This window comes from Exiguobacterium sp. NPDC077395 (genome assembly GCF_050269125.1).
GTDB classification, from domain to species: domain Bacteria; phylum Bacillota; class Bacilli; order Exiguobacteriales; family Exiguobacteriaceae; genus Exiguobacterium; species Exiguobacterium aestuarii_A.
This window is the reverse complement of the sequence record NZ_JBNNHU010000004.1, coordinates 34,797-58,410: the sequence shown is the minus strand read 5'-3', so window position 1 is coordinate 58,410 and position 23,614 is coordinate 34,797. Positions and strand designations below refer to the sequence as shown.

General features: G+C 41.7%; 20 protein-coding genes and 2 pseudogenes. 5 read left to right on the top strand and 17 right to left on the bottom strand.

Translation table 11 applies throughout. The features are described 5' to 3' along the window. Positions 1 to 34 precede the first annotated feature (34 nt). Positions 35 to 319, top strand: a complete 285-nt coding sequence (locus ACQKD4_RS13555; RefSeq protein ID WP_427373706.1) for a hypothetical protein — start codon at positions 35 to 37, stop codon at positions 317 to 319. Here ACQKD4_RS13555 and ACQKD4_RS13550 read toward each other — a convergent pair. Beyond that, the gene (locus ACQKD4_RS13550; RefSeq protein ID WP_427373705.1) at positions 316 to 1,059 is read right to left on the bottom strand and encodes a nucleotidyltransferase domain-containing protein; all 744 of its coding nucleotides are present in this window, start codon (positions 1,057 to 1,059) and stop codon (positions 316 to 318) included. The genes ACQKD4_RS13555 and ACQKD4_RS13550 overlap by 4 nt on opposite strands. Then, positions 1,056 to 1,592 carry a DUF3841 domain-containing protein gene (locus ACQKD4_RS13545; protein ID WP_427373704.1) on the bottom strand — a complete coding sequence of 179 codons (537 nt, stop codon included), beginning with the start codon at positions 1,590 to 1,592 and terminating at the stop codon, positions 1,056 to 1,058. Before ACQKD4_RS13545 ends, ACQKD4_RS13550 begins: the two co-directional genes overlap by 4 nt. 127 nt (positions 1,593 to 1,719) lie before the next feature. Between ACQKD4_RS13545 and ACQKD4_RS13540 the strand changes: the two genes are divergently transcribed. Next, complete coding sequence (locus tag ACQKD4_RS13540) at positions 1,720 to 1,944, top strand: hypothetical protein (RefSeq protein WP_427373703.1); 225 nt, start codon at positions 1,720 to 1,722, stop codon at positions 1,942 to 1,944. A gap of 25 nt (positions 1,945 to 1,969) precedes the next feature. Here the strand turns inward: ACQKD4_RS13540 and ACQKD4_RS13535 are convergent, their stop codons facing one another. From ACQKD4_RS13535 to ACQKD4_RS13525, 3 genes and pseudogenes are all read right to left on the bottom strand, one after another. Beyond that, positions 1,970 to 2,605 (bottom strand): DUF3841 domain-containing protein, encoded by a 636-nt coding sequence (locus tag ACQKD4_RS13535; RefSeq protein ID WP_427373701.1) that lies wholly within the window; start codon positions 2,603 to 2,605, stop codon positions 1,970 to 1,972. An 86-nt stretch (positions 2,606 to 2,691) separates the two neighbouring features. Continuing rightward, positions 2,692 to 2,895: pseudogene (locus ACQKD4_RS13530) on the bottom strand (Lrp/AsnC ligand binding domain-containing protein); the annotation flags it as partial. Between the two features lie 63 nt (positions 2,896 to 2,958). Beyond that, positions 2,959 to 3,426, bottom strand: a complete 468-nt coding sequence (locus ACQKD4_RS13525; RefSeq protein WP_427373699.1) for a hypothetical protein — start codon at positions 3,424 to 3,426, stop codon at positions 2,959 to 2,961. A gap of 78 nt (positions 3,427 to 3,504) precedes the next feature. On the opposite strand from ACQKD4_RS13525, the gene ACQKD4_RS13520 reads away from it, so the two are divergent. Beyond that, entirely contained in the window at positions 3,505 to 3,948 is a 444-nt protein-coding gene (locus ACQKD4_RS13520; protein WP_427373697.1) for a DUF4279 domain-containing protein, read from the top strand. 4 nt (positions 3,949 to 3,952) lie between these two features. Here ACQKD4_RS13520 and ACQKD4_RS13515 read toward each other — a convergent pair whose 3' ends face one another. From ACQKD4_RS13515 to ACQKD4_RS13465, 11 genes and pseudogenes are all read right to left on the bottom strand, one after another. Next, a complete protein-coding gene (locus ACQKD4_RS13515; RefSeq protein WP_427373696.1) occupies positions 3,953 to 4,150 on the bottom strand; it encodes a hypothetical protein in 198 nt (65 codons plus the stop codon). Continuing rightward, positions 4,147 to 4,456, bottom strand: a pseudogene (locus ACQKD4_RS13510) (MazG-like family protein). The gene ACQKD4_RS13515 and the pseudogene ACQKD4_RS13510 overlap by 4 nt, the downstream one beginning before the upstream one ends. Before the next feature lie 178 nt (positions 4,457 to 4,634). After that, positions 4,635 to 5,156 carry a VOC family protein gene (locus tag ACQKD4_RS13505; protein WP_427373695.1) on the bottom strand — a complete coding sequence of 174 codons (522 nt, stop codon included), beginning with the start codon at positions 5,154 to 5,156 and terminating at the stop codon, positions 4,635 to 4,637. After that, entirely contained in the window at positions 5,140 to 6,108 is a 969-nt protein-coding gene (locus ACQKD4_RS13500; protein ID WP_427373693.1) for a Gfo/Idh/MocA family protein, read from the bottom strand. Before ACQKD4_RS13500 ends, ACQKD4_RS13505 begins: the two co-directional genes overlap by 17 nt. After that, on the bottom strand, positions 6,105 to 6,794 hold the full coding sequence (gene rpiA / locus ACQKD4_RS13495) for a ribose 5-phosphate isomerase A (RefSeq protein WP_427373691.1): 690 nt from the start codon (positions 6,792 to 6,794) through the stop codon (positions 6,105 to 6,107). Before rpiA ends, ACQKD4_RS13500 begins: the two co-directional genes overlap by 4 nt. A gap of 4 nt (positions 6,795 to 6,798) precedes the next feature. After that, positions 6,799 to 7,746 (bottom strand): sugar-binding transcriptional regulator, encoded by a 948-nt coding sequence (locus ACQKD4_RS13490; RefSeq protein ID WP_427373689.1) that lies wholly within the window; start codon positions 7,744 to 7,746, stop codon positions 6,799 to 6,801. 192 nt (positions 7,747 to 7,938) lie between these two features. Then, positions 7,939 to 8,583 carry a DUF3841 domain-containing protein gene (locus ACQKD4_RS13485; protein WP_427373687.1) on the bottom strand — a complete coding sequence of 215 codons (645 nt, stop codon included), beginning with the start codon at positions 8,581 to 8,583 and terminating at the stop codon, positions 7,939 to 7,941. A gap of 259 nt (positions 8,584 to 8,842) precedes the next feature. Continuing rightward, a complete protein-coding gene (locus tag ACQKD4_RS13480; RefSeq protein ID WP_427373686.1) occupies positions 8,843 to 11,002 on the bottom strand; it encodes a 3'-5' exonuclease in 2,160 nt (719 codons plus the stop codon). A gap of 41 nt (positions 11,003 to 11,043) precedes the next feature. Further along, entirely contained in the window at positions 11,044 to 12,249 is a 1,206-nt protein-coding gene (locus ACQKD4_RS13475; RefSeq protein ID WP_427373685.1) for a hypothetical protein, read from the bottom strand. Positions 12,250 to 12,266: 17 nt separating this feature from the next. Next, positions 12,267 to 12,965, bottom strand: a complete 699-nt coding sequence (locus ACQKD4_RS13470) for a hypothetical protein (RefSeq protein WP_427373682.1) — start codon at positions 12,963 to 12,965, stop codon at positions 12,267 to 12,269. Between the two features lie 29 nt (positions 12,966 to 12,994). After that, positions 12,995 to 15,328, bottom strand: a complete 2,334-nt coding sequence (locus ACQKD4_RS13465; RefSeq protein ID WP_427373679.1) for a hypothetical protein — start codon at positions 15,326 to 15,328, stop codon at positions 12,995 to 12,997. A gap of 62 nt (positions 15,329 to 15,390) precedes the next feature. Here ACQKD4_RS13465 and drmA point away from each other — a divergent pair, with 62 nt between their 5' ends. Beyond that, the gene (gene drmA, locus ACQKD4_RS13460) at positions 15,391 to 18,801 is read left to right on the top strand and encodes a DISARM system helicase DrmA (protein ID WP_427373677.1); all 3,411 of its coding nucleotides are present in this window, start codon (positions 15,391 to 15,393) and stop codon (positions 18,799 to 18,801) included. After that, complete coding sequence (gene drmB, locus ACQKD4_RS13455) at positions 18,788 to 20,542, top strand: DrmB family protein (protein ID WP_427373675.1); 1,755 nt, start codon at positions 18,788 to 18,790, stop codon at positions 20,540 to 20,542. The genes drmA and drmB overlap by 14 nt, the downstream gene beginning before the upstream one ends. Positions 20,543 to 20,610: 68 nt before the next feature. Here the strand turns inward: drmB and ACQKD4_RS13450 are convergent, their stop codons facing one another. After that, on the bottom strand, positions 20,611 to 23,601 hold the full coding sequence (locus ACQKD4_RS13450; protein WP_427373673.1) for a type I restriction endonuclease subunit R: 2,991 nt from the start codon (positions 23,599 to 23,601) through the stop codon (positions 20,611 to 20,613). Positions 23,602 to 23,614 lie beyond the last annotated feature (13 nt).

Sequence of the window (23,614 nt, the reverse complement as noted above, 5' to 3'; positions counted from 1 at the left end):
ATGATTGGATCTGTTCTAGAAAGGACGACATCAATTGAAAAATATGTTCTATTATCTTTTCTTCCCTTATATCGTATTGATGCGCATCCTGTACCGATTTATTCGGACAGAGAATGGGATGACTTGGGCGCTATGTCTCGTTTCACACTCTATATGGTTTCTATTTTTGGTCGACCTCATTCAATGGTCGATTATAGTCGAGTCTGTTATCGTCCTTTACGTAATGAGCGCTCTATACACGCCCCAACTCTACTTTGAGACGGACGTAAAGCGAAGACGACCAAACGGATATATCCCAATCGAAGAACGACATCGTTAAGTCCAATCTATTTCATTCAAATAGTCTAGAAGCTGTTGATTTGTGATGTCATCTTGTCTCAATAGCGTTTCCCCTTGCTCTACTCGCGGATCTTCTGGGAAATAGAGCTTTAGAATCGCCAAGCACGCTTCTACAGTCGTCGAAAAACTCTCGTCCTTCACATTGATCGTCAAATACCAACCTCGGATGACGCGCTTCACGATAGAGCGCTTCTCCAGATGTGACATCTGTCGACGAAGCAATTTGGACTTAGCTGTTTCGATGGTGGAAACTAAATCCTGGTTCAACTCCTCACTCACACGAGCATCCGGCTTCATGAGTGGGAATTGAGTCGAAACATCTTCCCCGTAAACACACGTACAGAGATGTCTTAGCCAAAAGCCCCATTCAAAACGGTTCGCTGAATCCAGTGCCACATCCAGACGACCGATATCGTAGTCGATTTTGATGACTTCCGGATGTTCCGTTAGTAATTGCTCCGTCTGTTCCACCAATTCCGTCGCATCGACATCCTCATGCACAAGCACCGTCAAATCGAGATCCGATTTTCCAGCAACGGCCGTCCCGCGACCGATGCTTCCGTATAGGTATATGCTATGTAGCTGTTCATCGAATGCTTCTTTCACCAATTCGATTGCTTTAAAAAGGACAGTTTCAAACTCAGGCTGTATATGACGGATGGATGTTTGGTTGATGACGTAACCCGCTTCGTCTGTTCCAAGTCGGGTCGGCTTGATCATGACACACCTTGTTCAATGAACGATTGGACATCAAGCACTTGGTGAAGATGAATCTGGTCGACGATATAGTCATATTTCGTATTCGTTTCGGGATATTCCTTAACGATTGCTTCACACCATTCACGGTCGAACATGTTCTCCCACGATGTACGCAGTTCTTCCTCGCTCTCTGCCTCACGGTCTTCAAAAGAAAGGAACCATCGATTTAAGGCGAACACCCAATACCCTGCTTCCAGTTCTAACACGGCCTCATCAGGTAGCTCGACGGTCAATACGACACCCGGCTCCCCAACCTCTAAAAAACCACCACGTGCGACATTTGGTGGGGTATTACTAAGCCAAACGGGATTATTCTCATTCAGTAATCGTTTCGTGCGCTTCTCATATTGGTCAACCAACCAATCGTAGGCAGATCGATGATTGGCATCTTCCTCATCTTTAAGCATACCGTAGTTCGGGTCACCGAATAAAAAACCATTCTTCTTAGCGGCTTCCCACGCACCTGCATGTTGATATGTATAATAAATTGCCATTCAATCGACTCCTTTCAAGTCTCTGTATTCAGTTTAACGAGCATATAGGATACAATACCAATGACAGTCTTTTAATCTGGATGTATTTGGAAGTATAATGAAGACGTAGAAAGGGAGGAATGTCTATATGAACGTCATCATGGTTTCATTATTCGGACTCATCTTCACGATGTTGCCAATCGTCGTGCTAATCATCGGTATGTTGTGGATTCGTAATGTCGTCGTACGCTCTGAGAAACGGGCTGACGAGCAACTCTTTATGGAACGTGAACGCTCGAAGCAGTTACAAGTATTGATTGAACGTCTCGACCACATCGAACAACAATTAGATTCGAACACAAAACGCAGCTGACTTAGGTTAGCTGCGTTTCGCCTTATCACGCTTTCCATTCAAACGGTTTAGATCGAATGAGTCCGAGTTTGAATCCGATGCGCCATCCCATCCCTCTCACTCGGTCTAATAACCTGTCGCCTCGACCGACAAAAGGCATAACGGCTCGAACTTGAGTTAAATCAATTCGGTGGATGACGTGTTGATATACCAATTCGACATTTGGTTGGTCCGCGACAGACGCTTCGCACCATGCTTTGTCAAAGATACGTTCCCACGATTGACGCACGAACAGTTCGTCAGGTTCGTCTTCTCGGTCATACTCTTCTAACGTCTCATACAATGGAAAGTTACTAAGCACATGATGCCAATACGAAAACTCGGATGCCAACACTTCTTCATCGGGTATCTCAACAGTCAAGACGACACCTCGGTTCCCCTCACCAATATGTCCACCCCGTCCCAAATCGGGAAACTCGTCCCAACACCAGATCGGATAGTTCCCATTCAATGAGATACCGATACGCTTCTCGTATTGTTCGACCATCCAATCATAGGCAGGCTTGAACTCTTCCAACCCGTCTTCACTGAACAACGCATATTCTCCACTCGCTTCAAGATATCCTTTCCTCAAAGCTTGTCGCCATGCTTCTTCTCGTTGATGTGTGTAGTAGATGCCCATGACCTTTCAATCCTTTCATCGTTACTCGTCTGCTAGTTTAAAAGATTTCAGCAGAAGAACTACGATAAAAAAATAACCAGGTTATATTATATGATGGGTCTGAATGATACGGGTGAAGATAGATTAATCAGGGACGAGGGACGACCATACTCCATTGATTCGTCGATGAACGACTCTAACGTGCGCACGTTTTCCGTCACGACTTTGACAAGGTAGCTATACTGCCCGGCTAAACGATGACATTCAATCACGGACGGCTGTTGACGACAAAATTCACGGAACGCCTCACACCGATGAGTATTGTTCAAATAATGATACATGACCTTCTTTTTTTCAATATGATTGGAGTGCTTTCAATCAAAATGACCAACTTTCCCCCGATTGTATAATCGGTGGGTCACATGAGACGCATCGACTTGCTTCAATTTGCGGTCAAGATTCGAGGATGCAACGATTCCAAATAAAACGAGACTACAAGCCAACAGCAATCCCGAAGTGAACCCTTCTCTATACAAAGTCATCATACTCAATAGTGTAAATAGTACAATGATTCCAAGACCTAGGGCACACTCAGACCAGACGAGCCGTCGATATCGCACACTTTCGTTAAATGTCAAAAGAACATTCGTCCGAAACACAAGCTTGATACACGCCGTGACCGGAAATAAGACGATGAACCAAGTGATTTCGGCTAACCGCTGATCATCATTCCAGTAAAACAAGGCACCGCTCAAAGTAATCAATAGTCCTACTCGAATTGCAAGACGGGTCGAACGTTTTCCAGATGCGTAAAGTTGAGAAAATCGCTCAGCACTATTCATCTAGAGAATCCCCCTTCTGTGTATATCACCTTTACTGATACTATGGACATAATCATTAAGTATGAAAGAAGGAATGAAATGTTTACTACAAAGTCAGAAGTAAATGTCTACTTCAAGCTTGTCGGTGATGATTTTTCGATTGATGAAGTGACAAGGCTACTGGATTTAACCCCAACCGAATTCTATAAATTGGGCGAGATACGGGAACCTTCTAAACGTCCATCTACCTTTACCGCATGGATGATTGGTACGGGGTATCAACCTTCATTTGACGTGAACGATCAGCTAAAACAAATTATTAAAACATTAAATGGGAAAGAACTAATATTAGACCAACTCTATCAAACATATGAAAATCTACAAGCCAAATTTGTCATCGTCATCGTGATTGAAGATGGACAGGCTCCAGCGCTAGTCATCGATACGGATACAATCCAGTTTGCTCACCGAATTCGAGCCGAGTTTGATATTGACTTGTATGCGAATCCTTACGAAGAAGATGACTTTTTTGATGAAACTTAATGCATCACTCTACATGAATTCGTTTCATCTGTCCCCAGTGCACAAGCGCATTCGCAAACCAAATAATTGTCAACAGTGGGAACATGACGTTCATCCAGTTCGAACGTTCTATGTGGAATAAGGGAATCGCAAGAAAGAGAGCCAAATTCAATATACCTGCTCCAAGATACATGACGAATAGCAATCGATGATTCGACTTCATCGTGAATCATTCCCAGTCACAATCGGATACTTCACTGCGTTTTTCACGAGCTTGTCTTCAATCGCTTTCGACACATTGATGTTAGCAGCATGCGCGAACGTCAGCGCATAGATCAACACATCGGCAAGCTCCTCTTCCATCTCCGTCTTTTTCGTCTCAAGCGCTTCTTCACTCGAGATCTTCAAGTAACTCACTCGCCTCGAGCGACAAGGAAAGTGCCAAGTCTTTCGGGTTATGGTGAAACGCCCAGTCGCGCTCATCCCGGAATTTAATGACCTCGTCCATTAATCGTTGCACTTCGTTCATGTTCTCCACGTCCTCATTCACAATTTTGCTCTCATTAAACATAATTCCATATTACCAAAAAATGGCACTTTATTATGCTTTTTTCTGTTCACATATGCCCCTAATAATTTTTGTGAATGACAAATAATACGGACTAAAAATGAATCGCCTGAGAACGGGCGATTCTTTTCGTATACACTCATTTATGTTCCGCCGGTGTCCAACGCTCCTGTTCACTCGACGTAGGATAATCAATTCCATCCGGATAGGCAATCAGCTCGATGAGTGACCCCCACGGTGCCTTCCCGTATACACCTTGGTTATCCCCATTGTCTTCGACGCCGGCTAACGGGTGTGGTTTCGATAACAACTGTCCACCCGCACGTTCAAAGCGCTGAGCCGCCTCTTGCATATCATCCACATAAATCGCGAAATGATGTAAACCGTACGATGAGATTCCTGTCGGTTCGGTTTCATTTACACGTGAGACTTGAAACAATTCGATAGACGGTCCTGATTTGATTTGAAGCAGTCGCATATGGATGATTTGTTGTCCGTCTGGTAAGTCTAGTTGCTGCTCTGCCTCTTTCCCTTCCATCGGTTCATCTTCTGGACGCTGCACGTCATAGCAAATCTCAGCGTGGAACGCATCTTTCAAAAAAGTAGTTGCCTCCTCAATAGAAGGCACTGTCATGCCGATGTGATCAATTCCTCTGTTCATGATGAGTCCCCTTCCATTGTTGACGGATCTGATCCATCCACGTCATGACATCCCGTGAATAAAGTCGCGTCTCGTCAGATTCACCAGAAATGACACGATGCATCGCGTCGATTTCATAGCGTAATGCCTGCTCCGTCTCCCCAAGCTGAACGGTCTCAATCGATCCATCTTTCGTGTACGTGATGGTCGCCTCCGTTGCACGAGGAAACGAATTGACGGTAATGTACCCGTCTTCTCCAGCGACTACTCCTTGTTTCGGTAACTTTGTGCGCATCGCAAGGGTAATGTTCACTATTTGATCAGAATCCGTACGAAGGATCGTACTTGATTGTTCATCGACCCCGGTCTTGTATGGCTTCATTGTCGTCAACACTTCCACCACTTCTTCGTCTAAGAAATTTCGAGCGAACGATAAGGCGTATGTTCCGATATCGAGCATCGCACCCCCAGCCAATTCCGGATTGAAGAATCGGTTAGACGGATCATCTTCTTTATAACTGCCGAACGTCACATGAATCATATTGACTCGTCCGATTGCACCTTCCTGAACACGCCGTCTCAACTCTTCAAAGAGCGGCATATGATAAATCGTCATTGCTTCGAGCACAATCACCCCTTGATCATCAGCCAGACGTTTAATGTTCTCCAGCTCTTCACTGTTTAGTGTGATGGCTTTTTCGCAAAGGACATGTTTTCCATGTGCGATGGCTTGTTCCATCATCGAATAATGGAGGTGATGAGGTGTCGCCACGTAGACGATGTCGATGTCAGGTGAAGACAACATCTCATCTAACGTTTGGTACACATATCTCACACCATATTCTTGCGCGAATTTTTCGGCTTTTTCTACATCTCGTCCCCATACCCCGTAGGCAATACCATCTGATTGTGCGAGTGCTTGAGCGAATTCTGTAGCAATCGCACCTGGTCCAATGATTCCCCATCGCTTCATTTCACTTCCCCCGTTTCTGTTGAATAGACGACTGTATCGTGATGCGATGCAACGATGACGTGCGTGACGACATCTGTGAACAAGGACGTATCAACCACGCCACGCACTTGAGATAACTGGTGGTGCACCTCAATTGGATCTTCAGACGGGAGGACAACCACGTCGAGTAATCGGTTTCCGTTCACGGTCACCAAGGCCCCGTCACTGTTCAAACTTTGACGAACTTGTAGAGATGTCACCCAAGGGAACTCTTGAATTTTTTGGTTCACATAAGTGAATGCTTGTGGAAGAACCTCTAAGACAACCGGATGATCAAACGTCAATCGTTCAACAAATTTAGAATCATCCACCAGTAATACATACCGCTTCGCCATGGTTGCAATAAGTTTTTCTTCCGTATGAATCCCGCCTCCACTCTTCAAGGCGTGGTGTCGTGTATCGACTTGGTCACATCCGTCAAAAGCAAGGTCGATCAGCGAGACATCCCCCGTCTCGACAACCCGAAGCCCTTTTTCCAGACAAGCGCGTCGCGTTACAAAAGAAGGCGTCACGATCGTCACGTCCAGTTCATTCGCATGAATCATATTGATGAGGTGTTGAATCGTACTGCCACCCCCAAGACCGATTGTCATCCCCGATTCAATCCAATGGAGCGCGGCTTCCGCACACTTCTCTTTCACATCCATCTGTTCATTCCCCCTGTAACAGTTGTTGGGCCGTGCGATCAGTTGTCACGATGACATCAATCAATCGATGCTCGACGGCGACTCGAATCGCCTCTACTTTCTCACTTCCATAGGCCACTCCGATTTTAAGCGGCACCTTCGCGAGTTGTTGATGCTCAATATGGACTGTTCGATCCGATAACGAAGTGGTCACGGTCTCTCCATTTTGATTATAGAAGTGCGAGCAAAGATCTCCGATGATTTGGAGGTCGTTCATTTCTTCGGTAAACGTTTGACCATAGAAAGCCAACCAGTTGGATTCCTGGTTCAGTTGGGCCGAACCGATTCCAAAGAGGGCGATGTTCATCCGCCCCCACAGCTCCACGACTTCTTGAGCATGTGTTGATTGCGTCAATGCTTGTTTGATGGCAGCATTCGGTAAAATAGCAGGAACGTCGATAAGTTTAGAACGTCCACGCCATTTTCGTGAGGCGTCATAGGCTAACGTGTTCGCATGAAAACGACTCTCGAGCTTTCCGTCCGGCCCACCGATGAGGGGCACACATTGAATAGTTGAATATTCCTCTTTCGATGTCAGTGCTTCCACGACGGAAGCGAGTGCTGTCCCCCAAGAAAAGCCGATCACATCGTCATCGGTCACCATCGACTCGACGTATGTTGCGCACGCTTCCCCCATACGCTGTAACGTCTCTTCGCGTTGTCCTGACTTTTCAGGTACAAGGATGACATGTTTTAGACCAAACCGCTCTTTCAGTTGGACTGCCACGTCAATTGATTGATAGCGATCATAATCGATTTGAAATTTCACAATTCCTAATTCCCGAATGCGTTTTAACATGCGACTGATGGTTGCCCGATTGACATCGAGCGTCTCTGCAATCTGATGTTGTGTTTGATTCTGTTCGTAATACAAATGCGCTACTTCATAAAGCCTCTTCAGTTCTTCTGACATTCAGTCACACCCCTTTGCACAAATGTACAATTAAATGAACAATTGTGCAACACGAGGTATGTTTAGGAAAGGCAATCGGTTTCTAGAACAGGTAAACAAATTACATATGCGATGGCAACACAACTTGCTCCTTTACTTGAGAATAAGAAAAAGCCTTCACAATGGAAGGCTTGGTAGAAAACATAGTATCGCTTAGCGTTTCTGATTTTCTAAACTAAACGGAATCGACTTTTTCAATCCAAGATTATAACTGAGCTGCCAGGCTAATCCTCGAACCCGGTCCATCAAATGATCATCCAAGTCCCGAAAAGGCATGACAGCCCGAACCTGATGCAGTTCAATCCGATGAATCACGTATTGATAGTCTGGTGCCTCGATAGACCGATGAATCGCCATCTCCTCACACCATTTTTTATCAAAGATTTTTTCCCATGACTTTCGGGTATAGGCCGGATCAATATTCTCTCTGTGATCAAAGGCCTCGGCTGTATCGCAAAAAGTAGAATGATACGGAACAAACTCCCAAAATGAAATTTCTGAAGCTAGTACTTGATCATCCGGTAATTCAACTGTCAACACAACACCTTTGTTTCCTTGTCCGATATGTCCACCCCTGCTTAAGTCAGGAAACTCATCCCAACACCAGACCGGATAGTTCCCACATAACGAAATTCCAATTCGTTGCTCATATTGTTCAACCATCCAATCATAGGCTGGTTTAAAAAATTCAAACCCTTCGTCGTTGAAAAAAGCGTACTGAGGATCACCTTGTAGATACCCTCGCTCCAATGCTGCTTTCCAAGCGTCTTCATGCTGATGTGTATAATAAATCCCCAATCATTCTCCAACCTTTCATACATTCATATGCATTCACTATACAAAAAGACTTGAAGATAGGGGTGTACAAAAAATGTATAGGTCTTTTATTTATTATCCAAGTACACAATTTAAAAAGGCTATAAGTAATTGGTTTATTGATGGGGTCTTACATCTTATATTTTCTATCTCCGCTTTTCAACGACATAAGATTTTACTACGCTTGATTTTGTCAAAAACTACTCACACTTTGTTTTTTCATATCATGTAATTTGATTTTCTATTTTCTGAATTGTATACTGCGGAATAGCAATGAGTAGTCTTCTGTCGTATGAACAACTACTTCATGTAAGGCTCGTGTCAATGAGACATATAATCGCCGCGCTTCTTGTGGAAATTCAGGATAGTTTTCTTGATCGACATCCATTAAAAGCACTGCATCAAATTCCATACCGCGCAAGTAGTCTACTGTAGAAATAACAATTTCTTCTCCAACTTTAGTAGTATCAGATACAATGAGTTGAGTACGTAAATTAAGTTTTGCGTGTAAGAACTGTGCACGTTCTAATGTTGGTGTGATTATACAAATCGTAAATTGTTGTTTTCGCCAACGAGCTAGTACGTCTTTTATTTCTCTACTTTTCTTTGTCACTAGAAATTCGATAGGTTGCCCATCTCGGTTAAATGGATCAATCCATGTTGTATCGTGATCTGAGTCATACAGTATTTCTTTAGCAAAATTAATAATAGGTTTCGTCGTTCGGAATGCTTTCGTTAAATACTCGATGCGCCATTTTGACTTTCCATGAGTTTGAATTGAATCCCATGATTCCATGTCAAACGCTTGATAGCTTTGTAACGTATCTCCGAATACCGTCATCCCATGACAGATTTTTTCGAGCACCATTAAATCGAGCGGACGAAGCGTCTGTGCTTCATCAACAAAGAGATGGCTCCATTTTTCAGGATACCCATTAGTTTCATAGTGAAGATACATCCAGAGGAAGAGATCTAATCTAGTCGGAGATTTATATTTATGCCATGCCTTCAATAGGGTCTCATCCACATCTACTTTCATGTGTTCAAGCATCAATGGATTTTTTAGCATTTTCCAAACCGTTTCGGCATCAATTCGTAAGATCTCACTCCAAAAGTTTAAAAATGCTTCTCGCTTTTTCTTTTCGGATAGTAATCGATTTTCAAAATTCTCTTTCATCAATTCACTTAACTTTTGACGTTTTTCATCATACAAGTATTTTGTCCAAATCGAGGCTGTTTCAATATATTCTTGTTCATATTCCTTTTTATTTAAAATATGGATTTTTTCAAGTTCACTTCGAATCGTTTGAAGAATCCGCAATCTCTTTTCGTGAAATGTCCCATTTCCGGACATCCACATATCAATTGCTTTTTCATGTAAATGGACTAACTCATCCATTGGTTCATAACTAAAAAGCGTTTCACAGATGTCTTCGTTCCATTCTGCCAGCGCCTCATCAACCCACTTGATTAAATGGTTCGATTCATACAGCGGAAGTAATTCCAAATGGCCATTCTGATTTAAAAACTTTTTGTTCAATTGAACTGCAAAATCATCAAATGCCATTGTAGAAACCGATTGAATTTGTAAATGCTCCGCATCCTTCAACAATTGATGAATCGTCGCTTCGTTCGGAGCTAAATAAAGCATCTTTCGGCGTTCATCTTGATACTGCAAATAAGACATACGGTGCAACGCAGTTAACGATTTCCCAGTCCCGGCCGCACCTTGGACAATCATATATGTATTCACGGGTGCCTGGATAATGTGGTTTTGTTCGGCTTGCCGTGTTGCAATGAATCCATCAATAGAACGATCTTTTTGCTTCTTCGTCAACTCTTTCTCCATAAAACTCTCTTGTGGGACGTCAGGCACCGTCGACGGCTTTTTGAATGTCGATTTGATTTGCTCGGTAAATCGTTTTGTCAGTGAGCTCGGTTGCCGTTTTGGAGCACGACGATGATTTGCCTGAACGACACGTCGCTGTCTTCGATCAAGCTCGAGCTGTGTCATCCCGATGATGTCACCACCTGGCGTTTCAATCGCCTCCCCGTTAAACATAGACGCACGCATCGCCATCTCACTCCGCCAATCTAGGACGAGCGGGATCTCAGGTGAACGAGGGTGCGCCACCCCGAACTTCCCGACCGGATAAATCTCTTCTTCCCCTTCGTCCTCAATTACGAATGTGAACGAATACAGTTCTTTCAGGGCGTCCTCATACTTTTGGCGTTCCTGTGCGCTTTCCGATTGACGTGAATGTCCTCGCATGTCAATCATTTCATAGTCGCTTGATTCAAGACCTGGTTTTTCTTTAGTATTTTTTCCCGTTAAATGAGATTCAATGATTGTGCAAAAATCATTCAATCTTTTTTGTTCCTGCTCTATAACAGCCGTCACTTTCATGAACCTCCTCGCTTACCACTCTATTTTTTCTTTCGTTATGTGATTTCTATACGTGGCCATTTAATATTCTGTTCTTTAAAATTTCTCTTTAAATATTGCAAATCACTCGTATAAACAAGATGAGCATTTTTATGATGCTTATGTAAATTTGAAATACCGAACAATAAATCGACAGTTCTTTGCAGACCTAATTCAGGAATGCACTTTCTAACTAAAATTTCTCTTCGTTTTTTCATTGAAATAGATGTGACTTTAATATATCCATAAGCAGCTAATTCACTTTTTTTATTTAGTTGAAGTGGGACTTTTTTATAGAAGGTATCTTGAATCATATTTTCAATCACTATTGTTTCTCGATTCGTTAATTGCAAATAACTCAGTATTTTATCTAACATACGAGCGTTCAATTCTTTTCGGTCCCAATCTTTTAAGAACATCCCATATGGAGTCACAGCGCGATACGGTAATTTTAATCCGAGCATTCGTCCATAGAAACTAATGGCATCTTGTTCAGCAGGGATTCTACTACTTTGATTAAATTTTTCCTTATACTGTTGTTTTGAAAAACATGAAAAGTAAAAACGTATAATTCTAAAATAGATAATTGGGTGAATCTCTTTATGCAGATCTGGTAAATCGCGTATCACATTAAAGTTTTTCAATATCCATGTATTAAAAGACGTACCACCCGAATAATGGATGACTTGCAATAGTTTTAAAAATTGATTCAACCTTCCCTTCTGTTTATTTAATGATTTTCGTTTACTTAATAAGTCATCTAACTCCCGTTCAATGAGGATAAAGCGACCAGTCTCTTCGAAAGTTTGAAGAATGTGTGTCATTTGAACATCAATTGACGTTACATTCGTATCATTTTGTCTCATTGGATGGACTAATTTTTCTTTATGCTCTTTATTGCGAAATTGAATTGTATAAGATGTTTCATACTTCGATTCAGAAATACTAAATTGCATCTTTTTCTTTAGTTCGTCTGGATTGAAGCGTGTTTCAATCTCAAGGCATCGTTCCTCCCGAGATATTAATATTTGAAACATATTTGAACGATGCAATGTCACTTTATCTAGAGTCGCGATGTGGAATAATTGATTGTTAATTAATCTACTTTCAGTCATATTTTGAAAACAGACGCTAACTGTTCCAATTCCAATATTTACTTTTAATTGGTCCGTTATATAGTCAATAGGTATCTTTTGTATAGTAGATTTCTGATATTTAAACACTAACTCTCCCCTTTCATTTAATCGAACGTTGCTAAATCCCAATGTGTCACAATCCCCAATAATGATTGATTTGACTTCCCTGATTCAGTAATCAATAGTGCCTCTAGTTTTCGTCCTTCATTTGCTGCCTGTAAAAAATAATCTTTCGCTTCATAGATAGTGTTTCTTTTTGAAATAAAGCGATACGTCTCAGCAAGTTCATCGACGGAAAGAAGATCACTCACTTTAGTCTCTTCAAATGAAATAAGATCTTCCTTAACCTTTGATGCCAACCAATTTGTGATACCGCTCTCAGTAACAAGTGAAATAAACTCTCCCTTAGAATTAAATACAGGAAATTGAGAGTACTGAAACTGTTGAACGAACTGAAGCATTTTACTCATCGAATCCGATTCATTCAATGAATAGACGTCACAGAAGAAGTTATTCATTCGCTTTGGAGAACGTAACTTCTCTTCAATTTCAATAATTTCACTCACAATTTTCTCGTGCGGTTCCGCAATAGGCTCACCGTTCAATCCACTCCCATGTTGAATTGCGTTGCGCAAGCGTCCAAAACTTTTGAGCCGCTCCGCTTTTTGTCGAATCAAGGGATTCTGTTTAGCGGCTTGATCCACAAGATAAGAAAACGAAATATGCTCTTCTTGTCTTAATTGCTGACGCAACATCGTTTCAATGTTATGGAACCGATCTAAGAAAATAACGGATTTTTCCATCAGATACCTCCATGTTTGAAAACCTGATCTCAACGCACCACAAACTCTTCTTGCTTAACAGTTTTCCATGCTTCACCGTCATACAATTTAAACAACTCGCTAGCCAATTGGTAATTCCGCTCAAATGCTACGTTACCTAGATTAAAGAATGGTTTTGTAGATTCGCTCCAATTCCACAACACACGCTTGTCTTCTCTAATTGGCATTTGTCGATCTTCTAACAATGCAGTGAGCGCTTTGCGTTCTATCGGCTCAGAGTATCCAAGCATCGCATAGAGGAAGTATGAGTACTCCGTCTCATCAAAATTCAAGACAACGACATGTGCATTATGTTCGTTAATAAACCACATCATTATCCGATACTGTTCAAATAACAACGGTGCTAAAAGCGTACTTTCAGGATGGCTACCATTCAAGATTGATTTCGTTAATCGGGAACACTTTAATCGATGAGGTAACCGTAAAGCTGGGAAAGTAGGGATCGCTAGTACATTCGTTTTAACTCCAGCTAGTCGAAAGAAACGTTCGATTTTTTGATCAAAAGCATGTCTTGTAGTCGAACTACTTTTTCCTTGTTCATATATGAGAGACGCCCATGTCAAAAACTGTTCTTCGTCCAAATTCTGATTGATTGAATTAGGGTTAAGTAGCATTCCACCTTCTCTATACTCAAATTCCTGAGTTCGATTTAATGGAGATTGACCACCCCATATAATGACACGAACGTCTTCGACATCTTGTGGGATAAAATGTGGAGCTGGTGCGTTACTACCTTCATATATGAATGGTATTAACTCTCCCCAAATCTGAATCAATTCTTCGTTCATATTTAACAAACTATTGGATTCTTGACGTGAATTCCAAAGGCCCGGATCAAAGCGCCATGTGTGAAGCGTATCTTGAATGAAGTAGGGATGTTTGTACAGAATTGACTCGACCGTTTTCGGTGAATATGGATATTGCTGTTGAACCTCTTCAATTAACTTATCCACAGGAACGGGAGATTTCTGTTTCAATAAATAGTTTACTAAGAGTGAACGTGCGCTTGGATGTTCGATGGATGGATCGAGTTCTTGTAGACGGTTAAGCCGCTCAGCTTCGAGTATATCCTCTGGTAGATACGGAGCCAATCTGACAGTCGCTTTACCCTCCTGAAGATTCTCGAATATCATCTTTTGCCCCGGTTTAATTCGATGTTCAAAGAGAAAATCGCTAAAGCTGTGGCTTCCTGCCTGACCTTTTGCGTTCATGGTAAGGATAAAAGGACTCGACTGATTTAATACCTCTAACTGTCCAGCGGCAAAATACTTTGCCAACTCACCAGACACCTGAAACGTAGAATTTCTTCGTTCGAGTGTAGATAAACGAACCGTCACACGATTATTGGCTGTACGTTCACGTTTATTTGGTTCGGTAACGTTTAAGCTCTGCTTTAGTCGTGGCGATGGAATTGGAGAAATAATTGTTTTCCCTCGCGTTTTATTTAAAGTGAGATCTAGTAGTTCTTTAGGTTTGGAATCATCATAAATAATTGTGTTTTGAGAAATAACAATATTTCGTTCCATCTTTAAAACTTGTCTCAACCCTTCATAATAAGCAGAGAATATATTTTCATATGGCTGTTTTCGAAAATATTTTTGAATCACTTCTCGAATTTTAATTGGTGTTTCACGATTCCGTTTCAGGTGCTCAACAATGGCGCCTTTCTGTGCTTCAATTTCTTCAAGAATATCTGGTGAAACGGTGATGTTGTAATCCATTGGTGGATTATCATAATCATTTAAACTAATCCGTTGATAAGATGTCTTGAAACGAGAATCTACTTTAGGAAAGAACAAGACGTTAGAATCTTGAATGTCATAGTATGATTTTACTTTTGCAATCACATCATGTCTGACGATATTTTCAAGCTTATTCTTGTACATATAGCGATGGACCAAATCATTTAGCAATTGCCATTCGCTAAGAATGACATACTGTGCGTCTTTATGCCCGTGCTTTCCGTTTAAAACAATAAATCGAGGGTCTTTATATAAACTTGCTATTTTGTTTTTCAAGTTATTACTCATTAAAATAGGTTCTCGGTTTTGACGTAGTTCACGCTCAAGCGAGTCAAATTGTGACGAAGGATCATTTTTTCGTCTTACATAATCTCCTTCGCTAATGACTGACGGTACGTTTGCTTCTAACGCTGTAGTTAAATTCCGTACAGCATCTTCTCGCTTACAGCCTCGCCCTGAATCCCAAATCATCATCAAATATTCAATTAATTTCTCTCGCGTCAATACGTCAGTGTGAAGTGAGTTAAATGCCAACTGAATATAACTAATATTTGAAGAGACTACCCCTGAAGATTCCATCATTTCCCCTCGCCCCCTTTATTCAAATGTTTTACAATTAAATTATATAAGAAAGGGGCAAAATAATGAATGATATTATCCAAAGCCTAGTTAATTTTTTATCAGGTAAAGATAATCAACAAGCCTCGATTGATGAGGTATTAGATTTACTTGAAGATGAGTTCATCGATTTGCGACAACTTCGACAGATTTTAACACATCAATCGCAAATTCAAATGAATGAGGAAACTCTTCAATTAATTAGTCAGAAGAAGCAATCTACACAAGCTAAAGCTTTTACACCTAAACAACGAACTGCACTCGTTGAAAACCTAGAAAAAAGATTGATAGGACCACAAAATGGTGAATATGAAACACTCAAAGCTGCACCAAGTTCTTACTATTTGACCGGTCGCCTCTTTCCATATGGTGCCTCATCTAACGTCATTCATGAAGAAGAAACGGATCAACCTTTAAATGAAGTGGAAGGCATTACTGTTGAAGGTGAAGCCATTGAAGAAATCATTACTTCTCAAGACCAATTCCGTAATTCAAGCATGGGCGTTAGTTTCATTTTAAATGACATTACCCCACTAACTTGTCACATCAATTGGGCTCGTTATGAATCCGTAGAAGAAGACAGCTCTTTTCATTACAAGCGGCGTCCGTTCTCAAAAACTATCTCACTCGATTTAAAACAAAGTGGTGAACTGTCAGTCGACTTAGATTCAAACCTACTTTTAAAATGGTATGTTCGCTCAGGTAAATCAGGGTTAGACATTAGTCTTTATCTCGTCCATAGCTTGGATTTGAGTTCAACTAACCGTTTTCCGAGACAAGACGAAATCATCTTCCAACCGCAACTATCGTTTAGCATTAATAAGCAGTCGATTGTGCCTCGTCCTGCTTACGGCATGAATAACTTAATTAACTTCTTATATCGCGAACGAACTGTACCGATTATCGGTCACCAAATCGGTACAGATTGGTCTGTAGATGATACAACCTACTACTTCACAACAACATGGTTACCAAAAGAAGAAGTGCCACTTGTCGAGCATCAACGTTTGACAGATACGTCGTTTAATATGCTCGATTTGGCTAAACAGCCTAAAGATGAAGTCATTTCTCGATTAAACAAATTACCAGATGCGTATATGGAATGGATTAGGGATGAATCAGCGAAGTTAGATGGACTTAGCGAAATGGATCAATCCTTACTTTTACAACAAGTTGAACAAGCAAGAGAAACTTGCTCGCGTATGTACGATGGCATTCGTCTTTTGGAGACGAACGACAAAGCATGGACCGGTTTCAGACTCTCGAACTTAGCGATGCATATTCAACGCGAGCAAGGAATCCATGCCTCGGTCTATAAAGAAACAGGACGATATGATTTTGAACCCGTTAAAAGCGAATGGCGTTTATTTCAGTTAGCCTTTATTCTCATGAACTTACCTAGTAGTTTTGACGAGCAACATGAAGACCGTCAGCTTGTCGACTTGCTGTGGTTTCCGACCGGTGGAGGTAAAACGGAAGCTTATCTCGGTCTAGCAGCGTTTGTGATGTTTGTTCGCCGCTTAAAGAATGATGTTAGCAATCCAATGAGTTATGGTGGCATGAGTGTCATGATGCGCTACACACTCCGCTTACTAACCATTCAACAGTTCCAACGCGCGACACTTCTTATATGTGCCATGGAAGCAATTCGTCGACACGAAGATACTTACTCAAAACAGATTTCTGATATTCAATCAGCAGATCTAGGCACCGTCCCGTTTTCAATTGGACTTTGGATCGGAAGTGCATCTACACCAAATAATTATGATGATGCAAAAATTGCTCTCCAAAAACTAGAAAGTAACGAGCCTCTCGAGAACGGTGAGGTCGGAAACCCGATGCAACTTAGCCATTGTCCTTGGTGTGGTGAGAAGTTAAATGTACAATGCTATTCTGTCGATCGGAGTAAAGCGACAATCAAATGTCCAAAGGCAAGATGCACGTTTCATAGTGGTATACCAGCTTATACGATTGACGAGGCGATTTATGACCATTTACCGTCACTCGTCATTGGAACAGTCGATAAACTAGCACAAATCGCTTGGCAACCACGAATTGGCGAATTGTTTGGTCGCAAATCATCCTATCGAGCCTCTAGTAATAAGTTTATAGGTGATTCTCCGACACAAGATTTGACTCAGCAACAGACTTGGCTCCCACCTGCGGATCTCGTAATTCAAGATGAGCTACATCTATTAAATGGTCCGCTGGGCTCTTTAACAGGATTATATGAGTTTGTGATTGAGGAGCTTATGGGCTTCGGGGAATCAAAACCAAAAATAGTAGCTTCAACTGCTACAATCAGTGGGGCAGAATCTCAGATTCGAGGGCTATATGACCGCCCGGCAAATCAATTCCCTGTCTATATTCAATCACCTGACGACTCATTTTTCTCTAAAACAGTTCCGATTGATGAGAAACCAGGACGTCTGTATGTAGGAGTTTCTTCGCCAGGCGTCAGTATGAAAATCCATACAGTGAATGTATATGGAGCGCTAATTGCAGCGACTCGGAAACAAGAAAAGCAAGCAGAACTCGATCCGTATTGGACCGTCGTCGGATATTTCAATACCATACGTGAATTGGCCGGAACGAATACAATGTTTTATGACGAAATTCGAACCTATCTTCAGGCAAATGAAGTTGAAGAACCATTACTCGATTTCGAAGAGTTAACGAGTCGCAAAAAAGCACAGGAAATTCCTGAATTATTAGCTCGAATGGAACGAACATTTGAGAATGATGAAGTATTGGATGCTGTGCTATGTACAAATATGATTTCAGTTGGAGTTGACGTCAACCGCCTTGGCTTGATGGTTGTGCATGGTCAACCGAAGACAACTGCTGAGTATATTCAAGCTACAAGCCGAGTTGGGCGTCAACACCCTGGTATTGTCGTGACAATTCTGAATCCTCGACGGACACGCGATTTGTTCCACTTTGAGCAGTTCAAATCATTTCATCAGTCGTTCTATCAATATGTCGAACCTACAAGTGTCACACCATTCTCAAAAGGTGCATTAAAACGTGGAATTACTGGTGTTCTCGTGGGATTAATTCGTCAAACGATGACCTCACCTCCTATTTCAAAAGCCAATAGTGCAGGTCAATTTAACTTAGATGCCGTAGATGCTTCGATGATTGATCGCTTCGTTGCTCGAGCTAAATCTGTTTACGATTGTTCAGAAACAGAAACTCGTCAGCTCGTCAGTGAAGTGTTAGATACATGGGAATCACTCGCTACTCGTACAAATCACGAACTAGCCTATCGGCAAAAAATTGTGAATGGTAGACCGATGAATACGTCACATCATTTGTTGAAGTACTTTGAAGAAACACCTTATACTCACGAGGCGATGTTTGCACTCACTTCTTTACGTAGTGTGGAACCTGAAATTAAAGTGGAAGAGGAGGTCAATCGCTATGACAGCTGGTGATTCAAAGCATTCTTATCAACGTGGCTCAATTCGAGCGGCTCAATTACTTCATCACTTTGGACCGGGAGCGATCGTTGATTTGCCGGATGGTAGTTTTATCACGAATGCAGTGGATCAATGGAAGTTTAAATACGGTCAAATTCGAGAGGAAGATCATGATGCTGTCATGAGCGCATTCAATCAGAAGCCGATTCGCCTACTAAATAGCAACCCCGAAGCAATCCGAACGAAAGTATCACGTTTTCCAATCTGGCGCTTCTGTCCGAATTGTGGATCCATGACAGATCAACCGAGACGTACGTTTTGTACGAATCCAAAATGTGAACCTCTTGGAGTGAAATATGCGCCGATGCGTTTTGTAACGGTATGTCGTAAGGGACACATTAGCGATTTCCCTTGGGTAAAGTGGGCGCATCAAGGACATGATGTTTGCGATAAGCCTCGTTTACGATTGATGACAGATAAGGGGACGCTATCGAGTTCTTACAAAACAATGCGAATTATATGCATGAATTGTGAAGCACCTCCCGTTTCTTTAGCAAGAATCAAAGAAAAAGGAGAGCTCGAACGCGTCACGGGTAAAAAATGCGCTGGAACCAAACCATGGATTTTACATCATCAAGTCGAGACTTGCGATGCTGAAATGACAGTGGCTTTGCGTGGAGAGACAAAACTACACATTCCAAATGTCCAAAGCGTGATTACACTTCCACTTAAAACAGCAAGTTCTGAAGCGATTTATCAAGAAATCGATAAAAAATATGAGTTATTTAAAAATACATGGTCAAATTTTTCCTCAGAACAAAAAATCGTCATGTTGAAAGGCATATTAAGTGACGGAGATTGGACAGAAAATGATATTCAAAAAGGAGTTCATTACTTAGACTCTAATCGACAATTGGACGACATTTCTTTTGGTTCTATTAAGCAACGTGAACTTAGTGCATGGAAGCATACGAAAACTGCGCCACTCCAAGAAAAAGATTGCCAAGCGGAGCGGGTGCCTGTTCCCGAAGACTGGACGGACTACATCAGTCACATTACACGTGTAGATTTGATGCGCGAAGTCCGTGCCTTGACTAGTTTTAATCGTTTGAAATATGCCGATTCATTCGTCGAACGTAAAGCAGGAGATGGTGTTTCCATCTTTAAAAATCATACAAACTGGTATCCAGGAATCGAAATTTTTGGCGAAGGGATATTTATTGAATTAAATCCAGAGATGATTGAAGAATGGGAAAGTCGCGACTCTGTAAAGCGTATCTTTGAAAGTCAGTTAGCAAGATTTCAACAAAAACGTCTGAAACGTGACCAAGCTGAGATCGAATTATATCCGCGTCACATCTTGCTTCACACATTTGCTCACGCTTTAATTCGAGCGTTCGCTGAAACGAGCGGTTATTCTTCTACCTCCTTACGGGAACGATTATATTTTGAGAATGGTGCTGCCTCTGTACTAATCCATACGGCCGAAGGTGACTCTGAAAGCAGTTTAGGAGGATTAATTGAACTCGCCAAGCCAGAGAAGATGTCATTGATGTTAAAGCGTGCCATTGAATTGACGGAGTACTGCTCCTCAGACCCGACTTGCCTGGAAGGTGGACAAGATCGCAAAGCTGCAGCATGCCATTGTTGTTTGTTCTTAAGTGAGACATCCTGTGAATGGAACAATGAACTGTTAGATCGGCGGACACTTCATCCAAAGTTATCGGATGATCATCTTGCGTTCTTTGATCTATAACCTGTCGTCAGTAAAAGGCAAGATACAAGAATGGTGCGAAGACTTTATGTGAGTCTTCACACCATTTTTTAATTATTCACTTCCCCATACACTTCATTCATCATATCTTCCATAATCACCGTTTTAAACTCATCGTTTTCTAAGATTTTCAGGAAGAACTCTTCATTGCTACTCATTCGGTCAATGACGAAGTTGATGAACGTCTTCTCGAATGCGAATTTAAAATTCTCTTTTGTATTGTTCTTTGCCTTTTCACGAATATCTTCACTATTTAACATATCCTCTTTTACTTGCTCACGCGAAAGAAAATCTGTTTCCGTGAATTGTGTGCCAAAGCGTTCATTTAATTTGTCTAATACACTCGATAAGCGGACCTTCTCGTCATCTCCTGCAACACCTGACCCATGCTTCTGAGGGCTCAAGTCATATCCTCCGGTTTTCTGGAGCTCGATGCCACCTTCAAACACTTTTTGGTTGCGATAGTATTCAAGCGTCACATCATCAGCCAAGTAAACATCTTTGTCATCCCGACCTCGAGGTAACTTACGGAGTAAGTACGTCAGATAAATATATAACTTGTGTAAGTCCAAATCGATGAACGTAATGACTTGTAAAATGAATCCATATGTTCGTGCAAACTTAGTAGCTACTTGTTTAAATGCATCCTGTTCCTCGTTTGAAAGGTTTTTGAATCGGTCTACACCTTTATCAAGAATCGCATTCAACTCAATCTGAGCTTTTGTGGACTTGTTCGCTCCACCTGTCACTTCAAGTTCGTTGACCCTTTGCACTTCTTCGGTCGTAAATAATTGATATGGTTCGATTTCAGCCTGCATATCATACAAGATGTTCGGGTCAGTCACTTCAGATAAGCTCGTCGATTCATAATAAGGTTGGAACGATGCCTGAATTTCTTCTGGTTCATTTACAAAATCTAGTACGAATGTATCTTCTTTACCGGGGCAAGTCCGATTCAAACGAGACAAAGTTTGAACCGCCTTTATACCGCTTAACGGTTTATCTACATACATCGTGTGGAGGAGTGGTTCATCAAATCCAGTTTGATATTTTTCCGCTACTAGCAAGACCTTATATTCATCGGAGTTGAACTTTTCCGGGAGCTCTCTTTCTGAAAACTGATTCATATCCGGCTCTGTGTAATTGAGTCCACCGTCTTGAACAGTTCCGGAAAACGCCACCACTGTTTTCAAGTCATTGTACCCCATCTCATTAATATAACGATCAAAGGCGATTTTGTAGCGTACGGCGTGCAATCGGCTCGCCGTTACCACCATTGCTTTGGCTCTACCTCCGATTTTACGCTGTACAAAATTCCGATAATGCTCAATGATAATTTCTGCCTTCTGCGCAATACTATGTGGGTGCAGAGACACGTATTGAGCCAATTTCTTCGTCGCTTGCTTTTGCGAGACTTCTGGATCATCGTCTACGGTTTTCGCAATCTTCCAAAACGTCTTGTACGTCGTGTAATTCTCGAGGACATCTAGAATAAATCCTTCTTCGATTGCCTGGCGCATCGTATACTGATGGAATGCTGCCGGTTTACCGTCTGGACCGACTGTTCCAAACTTTTCTAGCGTCTTTGGTTTTGGGGTAGCCGTAAACGCGAAGAATGACACATTATCTTGTTTCCCACTCTTCATGATAGCTTCTACGATTTTCTCATCGACATCATCCAAGTTATCCTCGGCAATCCGATCTTCTTCGTATGCTGCTTCTAACGTCTTATCGGATAAGACGTTTGTCAGAGCGGTCGATGCTTTACCACCTTGAGAGGAGTGCGCTTCATCAATGATGACTGCATACTTTTTACGTTCTAGTCCCGCCACCTTTTCTAAAACGAACGGGAACTTTTGAAGCGTCGTAATGATAATGCGTGTCTCGTTGTTAATCGCACGTGCGAGTTGGTCAGAGTTTTTATCAATCGGCTCAACCATCCCTGCTTTATGCTCCAACTGATAAACCGCATCTTGCAACTGCTTATCTAAGACGCGCCGATCTGTAATGACGATGACGCTACTAAAAATCGATTCGTTGTTCTCGTTATGTAATTTCGCCAATCGATGGGCGAGCCATGAAATCGAGTTCGTTTTCCCTGAGCCAGCAGAGTGTTGGATTAGATAGTTACGACCGACGAGATGACGAGATACATCTGTCTCGATTTTACGAACTGCATCCAATTGATGAAAACGAGGGAAGATGAGCATTTGTCGCTCTCCAATAATCTCACCGTTCGAGTCCTTAATATCATCTTTTTTCACGAAAATGAAACGATAAAGGATATCAAGGAGACTGTCAGGTGCTAAAATCTCATCCCACAAATAATGTGTCCGATAATTGCTGTCCTGAGGCAAAGGATTTCCTTTGCCTCCCTGATTCCCTTTATTGAAAGGTAAGAAATAGGTTTTCCCTTTATCGAGTTTTGTCGTCATGAACACTTCGTCCGGATCCACAGCAAAATAAACTGCCACTCGTTCGTTAAACTTAAACAGTTGCTCCCAAGGATCTCGATCATTTTTTAACTGTTTCATCGCATGTTCCACCGTTTGATTCGTTAGCGGATTCTTTAGCTCCATCACGACTAGTGGTAGACCGTTTAGGAACAACACCATATCCAAACTATTGTTATGCTTGTCGCTGTAATAGACTTGGCGAGACACATTAAAACGGTTCAATTGATATTGCTCGTTCAACGTCTTGTTCATATCCGTTGGTGGCTTATTATAAGCAAGGTTTAACGTCACACCACGATCTTTAATTCCTTTACGTAAGCACTCGACTAGCCCTTGCTTATGCAGTTGATCTTTAATGCGCTTTAGCACTTCTTCTTTGTAAGAAGGACCATACGACTTCTCAAGCGTACGCATGCGTTTTTCCTGTGTATCCTCTAAGAACGCAAACAGTTCCTCTACGTCGATAGCATGCTGCTTAAAAGCTTTACTTGCGTCACCTTCCAGCACGCGTTTTTTATAGCCATTCGCAATTAACTCAACTTCAATATTCGATTCGAATCCTTTTTCTGAAGTATCCATCGCCATTACAACTCACCTC

Coding starts and splice junctions, on each gene's coding strand:
- ACQKD4_RS13470 (WP_427373682.1), bottom strand. CDS start 12,965: ATGGAAAAATCCGTTATTTTCTTAGATCGGTTCCATAACATTGAAACG.
- ACQKD4_RS13500 (WP_427373693.1), bottom strand. CDS start 6,108: ATGAAGCGATGGGGAATCATTGGACCAGGTGCGATTGCTACAGAATTC.
- ACQKD4_RS13550 (WP_427373705.1), bottom strand. CDS start 1,059: ATGATCAAGCCGACCCGACTTGGAACAGACGAAGCGGGTTACGTCATC.
- rpiA (WP_427373691.1), bottom strand. CDS start 6,794: ATGGATGTGAAAGAGAAGTGTGCGGAAGCCGCGCTCCATTGGATTGAA.
- ACQKD4_RS13545 (WP_427373704.1), bottom strand. CDS start 1,592: ATGGCAATTTATTATACATATCAACATGCAGGTGCGTGGGAAGCCGCT.
- ACQKD4_RS13505 (WP_427373695.1), bottom strand. CDS start 5,156: ATGAACAGAGGAATTGATCACATCGGCATGACAGTGCCTTCTATTGAG.
- drmB (WP_427373675.1), top strand. CDS start 18,788: ATGACAGCTGGTGATTCAAAGCATTCTTATCAACGTGGCTCAATTCGA.
- ACQKD4_RS13490 (WP_427373689.1), bottom strand. CDS start 7,746: ATGTCAGAAGAACTGAAGAGGCTTTATGAAGTAGCGCATTTGTATTAC.
- ACQKD4_RS13540 (WP_427373703.1), top strand. CDS start 1,720: ATGAACGTCATCATGGTTTCATTATTCGGACTCATCTTCACGATGTTG.
- ACQKD4_RS13520 (WP_427373697.1), top strand. CDS start 3,505: ATGTTTACTACAAAGTCAGAAGTAAATGTCTACTTCAAGCTTGTCGGT.
- ACQKD4_RS13525 (WP_427373699.1), bottom strand. CDS start 3,426: ATGAATAGTGCTGAGCGATTTTCTCAACTTTACGCATCTGGAAAACGT.
- ACQKD4_RS13465 (WP_427373679.1), bottom strand. CDS start 15,328: ATGATGGAATCTTCAGGGGTAGTCTCTTCAAATATTAGTTATATTCAG.
- ACQKD4_RS13515 (WP_427373696.1), bottom strand. CDS start 4,150: ATGAAGTCGAATCATCGATTGCTATTCGTCATGTATCTTGGAGCAGGT.
- drmA (WP_427373677.1), top strand. CDS start 15,391: ATGAATGATATTATCCAAAGCCTAGTTAATTTTTTATCAGGTAAAGAT.
- ACQKD4_RS13450 (WP_427373673.1), bottom strand. CDS start 23,601: ATGGCGATGGATACTTCAGAAAAAGGATTCGAATCGAATATTGAAGTT.
- ACQKD4_RS13535 (WP_427373701.1), bottom strand. CDS start 2,605: ATGGGCATCTACTACACACATCAACGAGAAGAAGCATGGCGACAAGCT.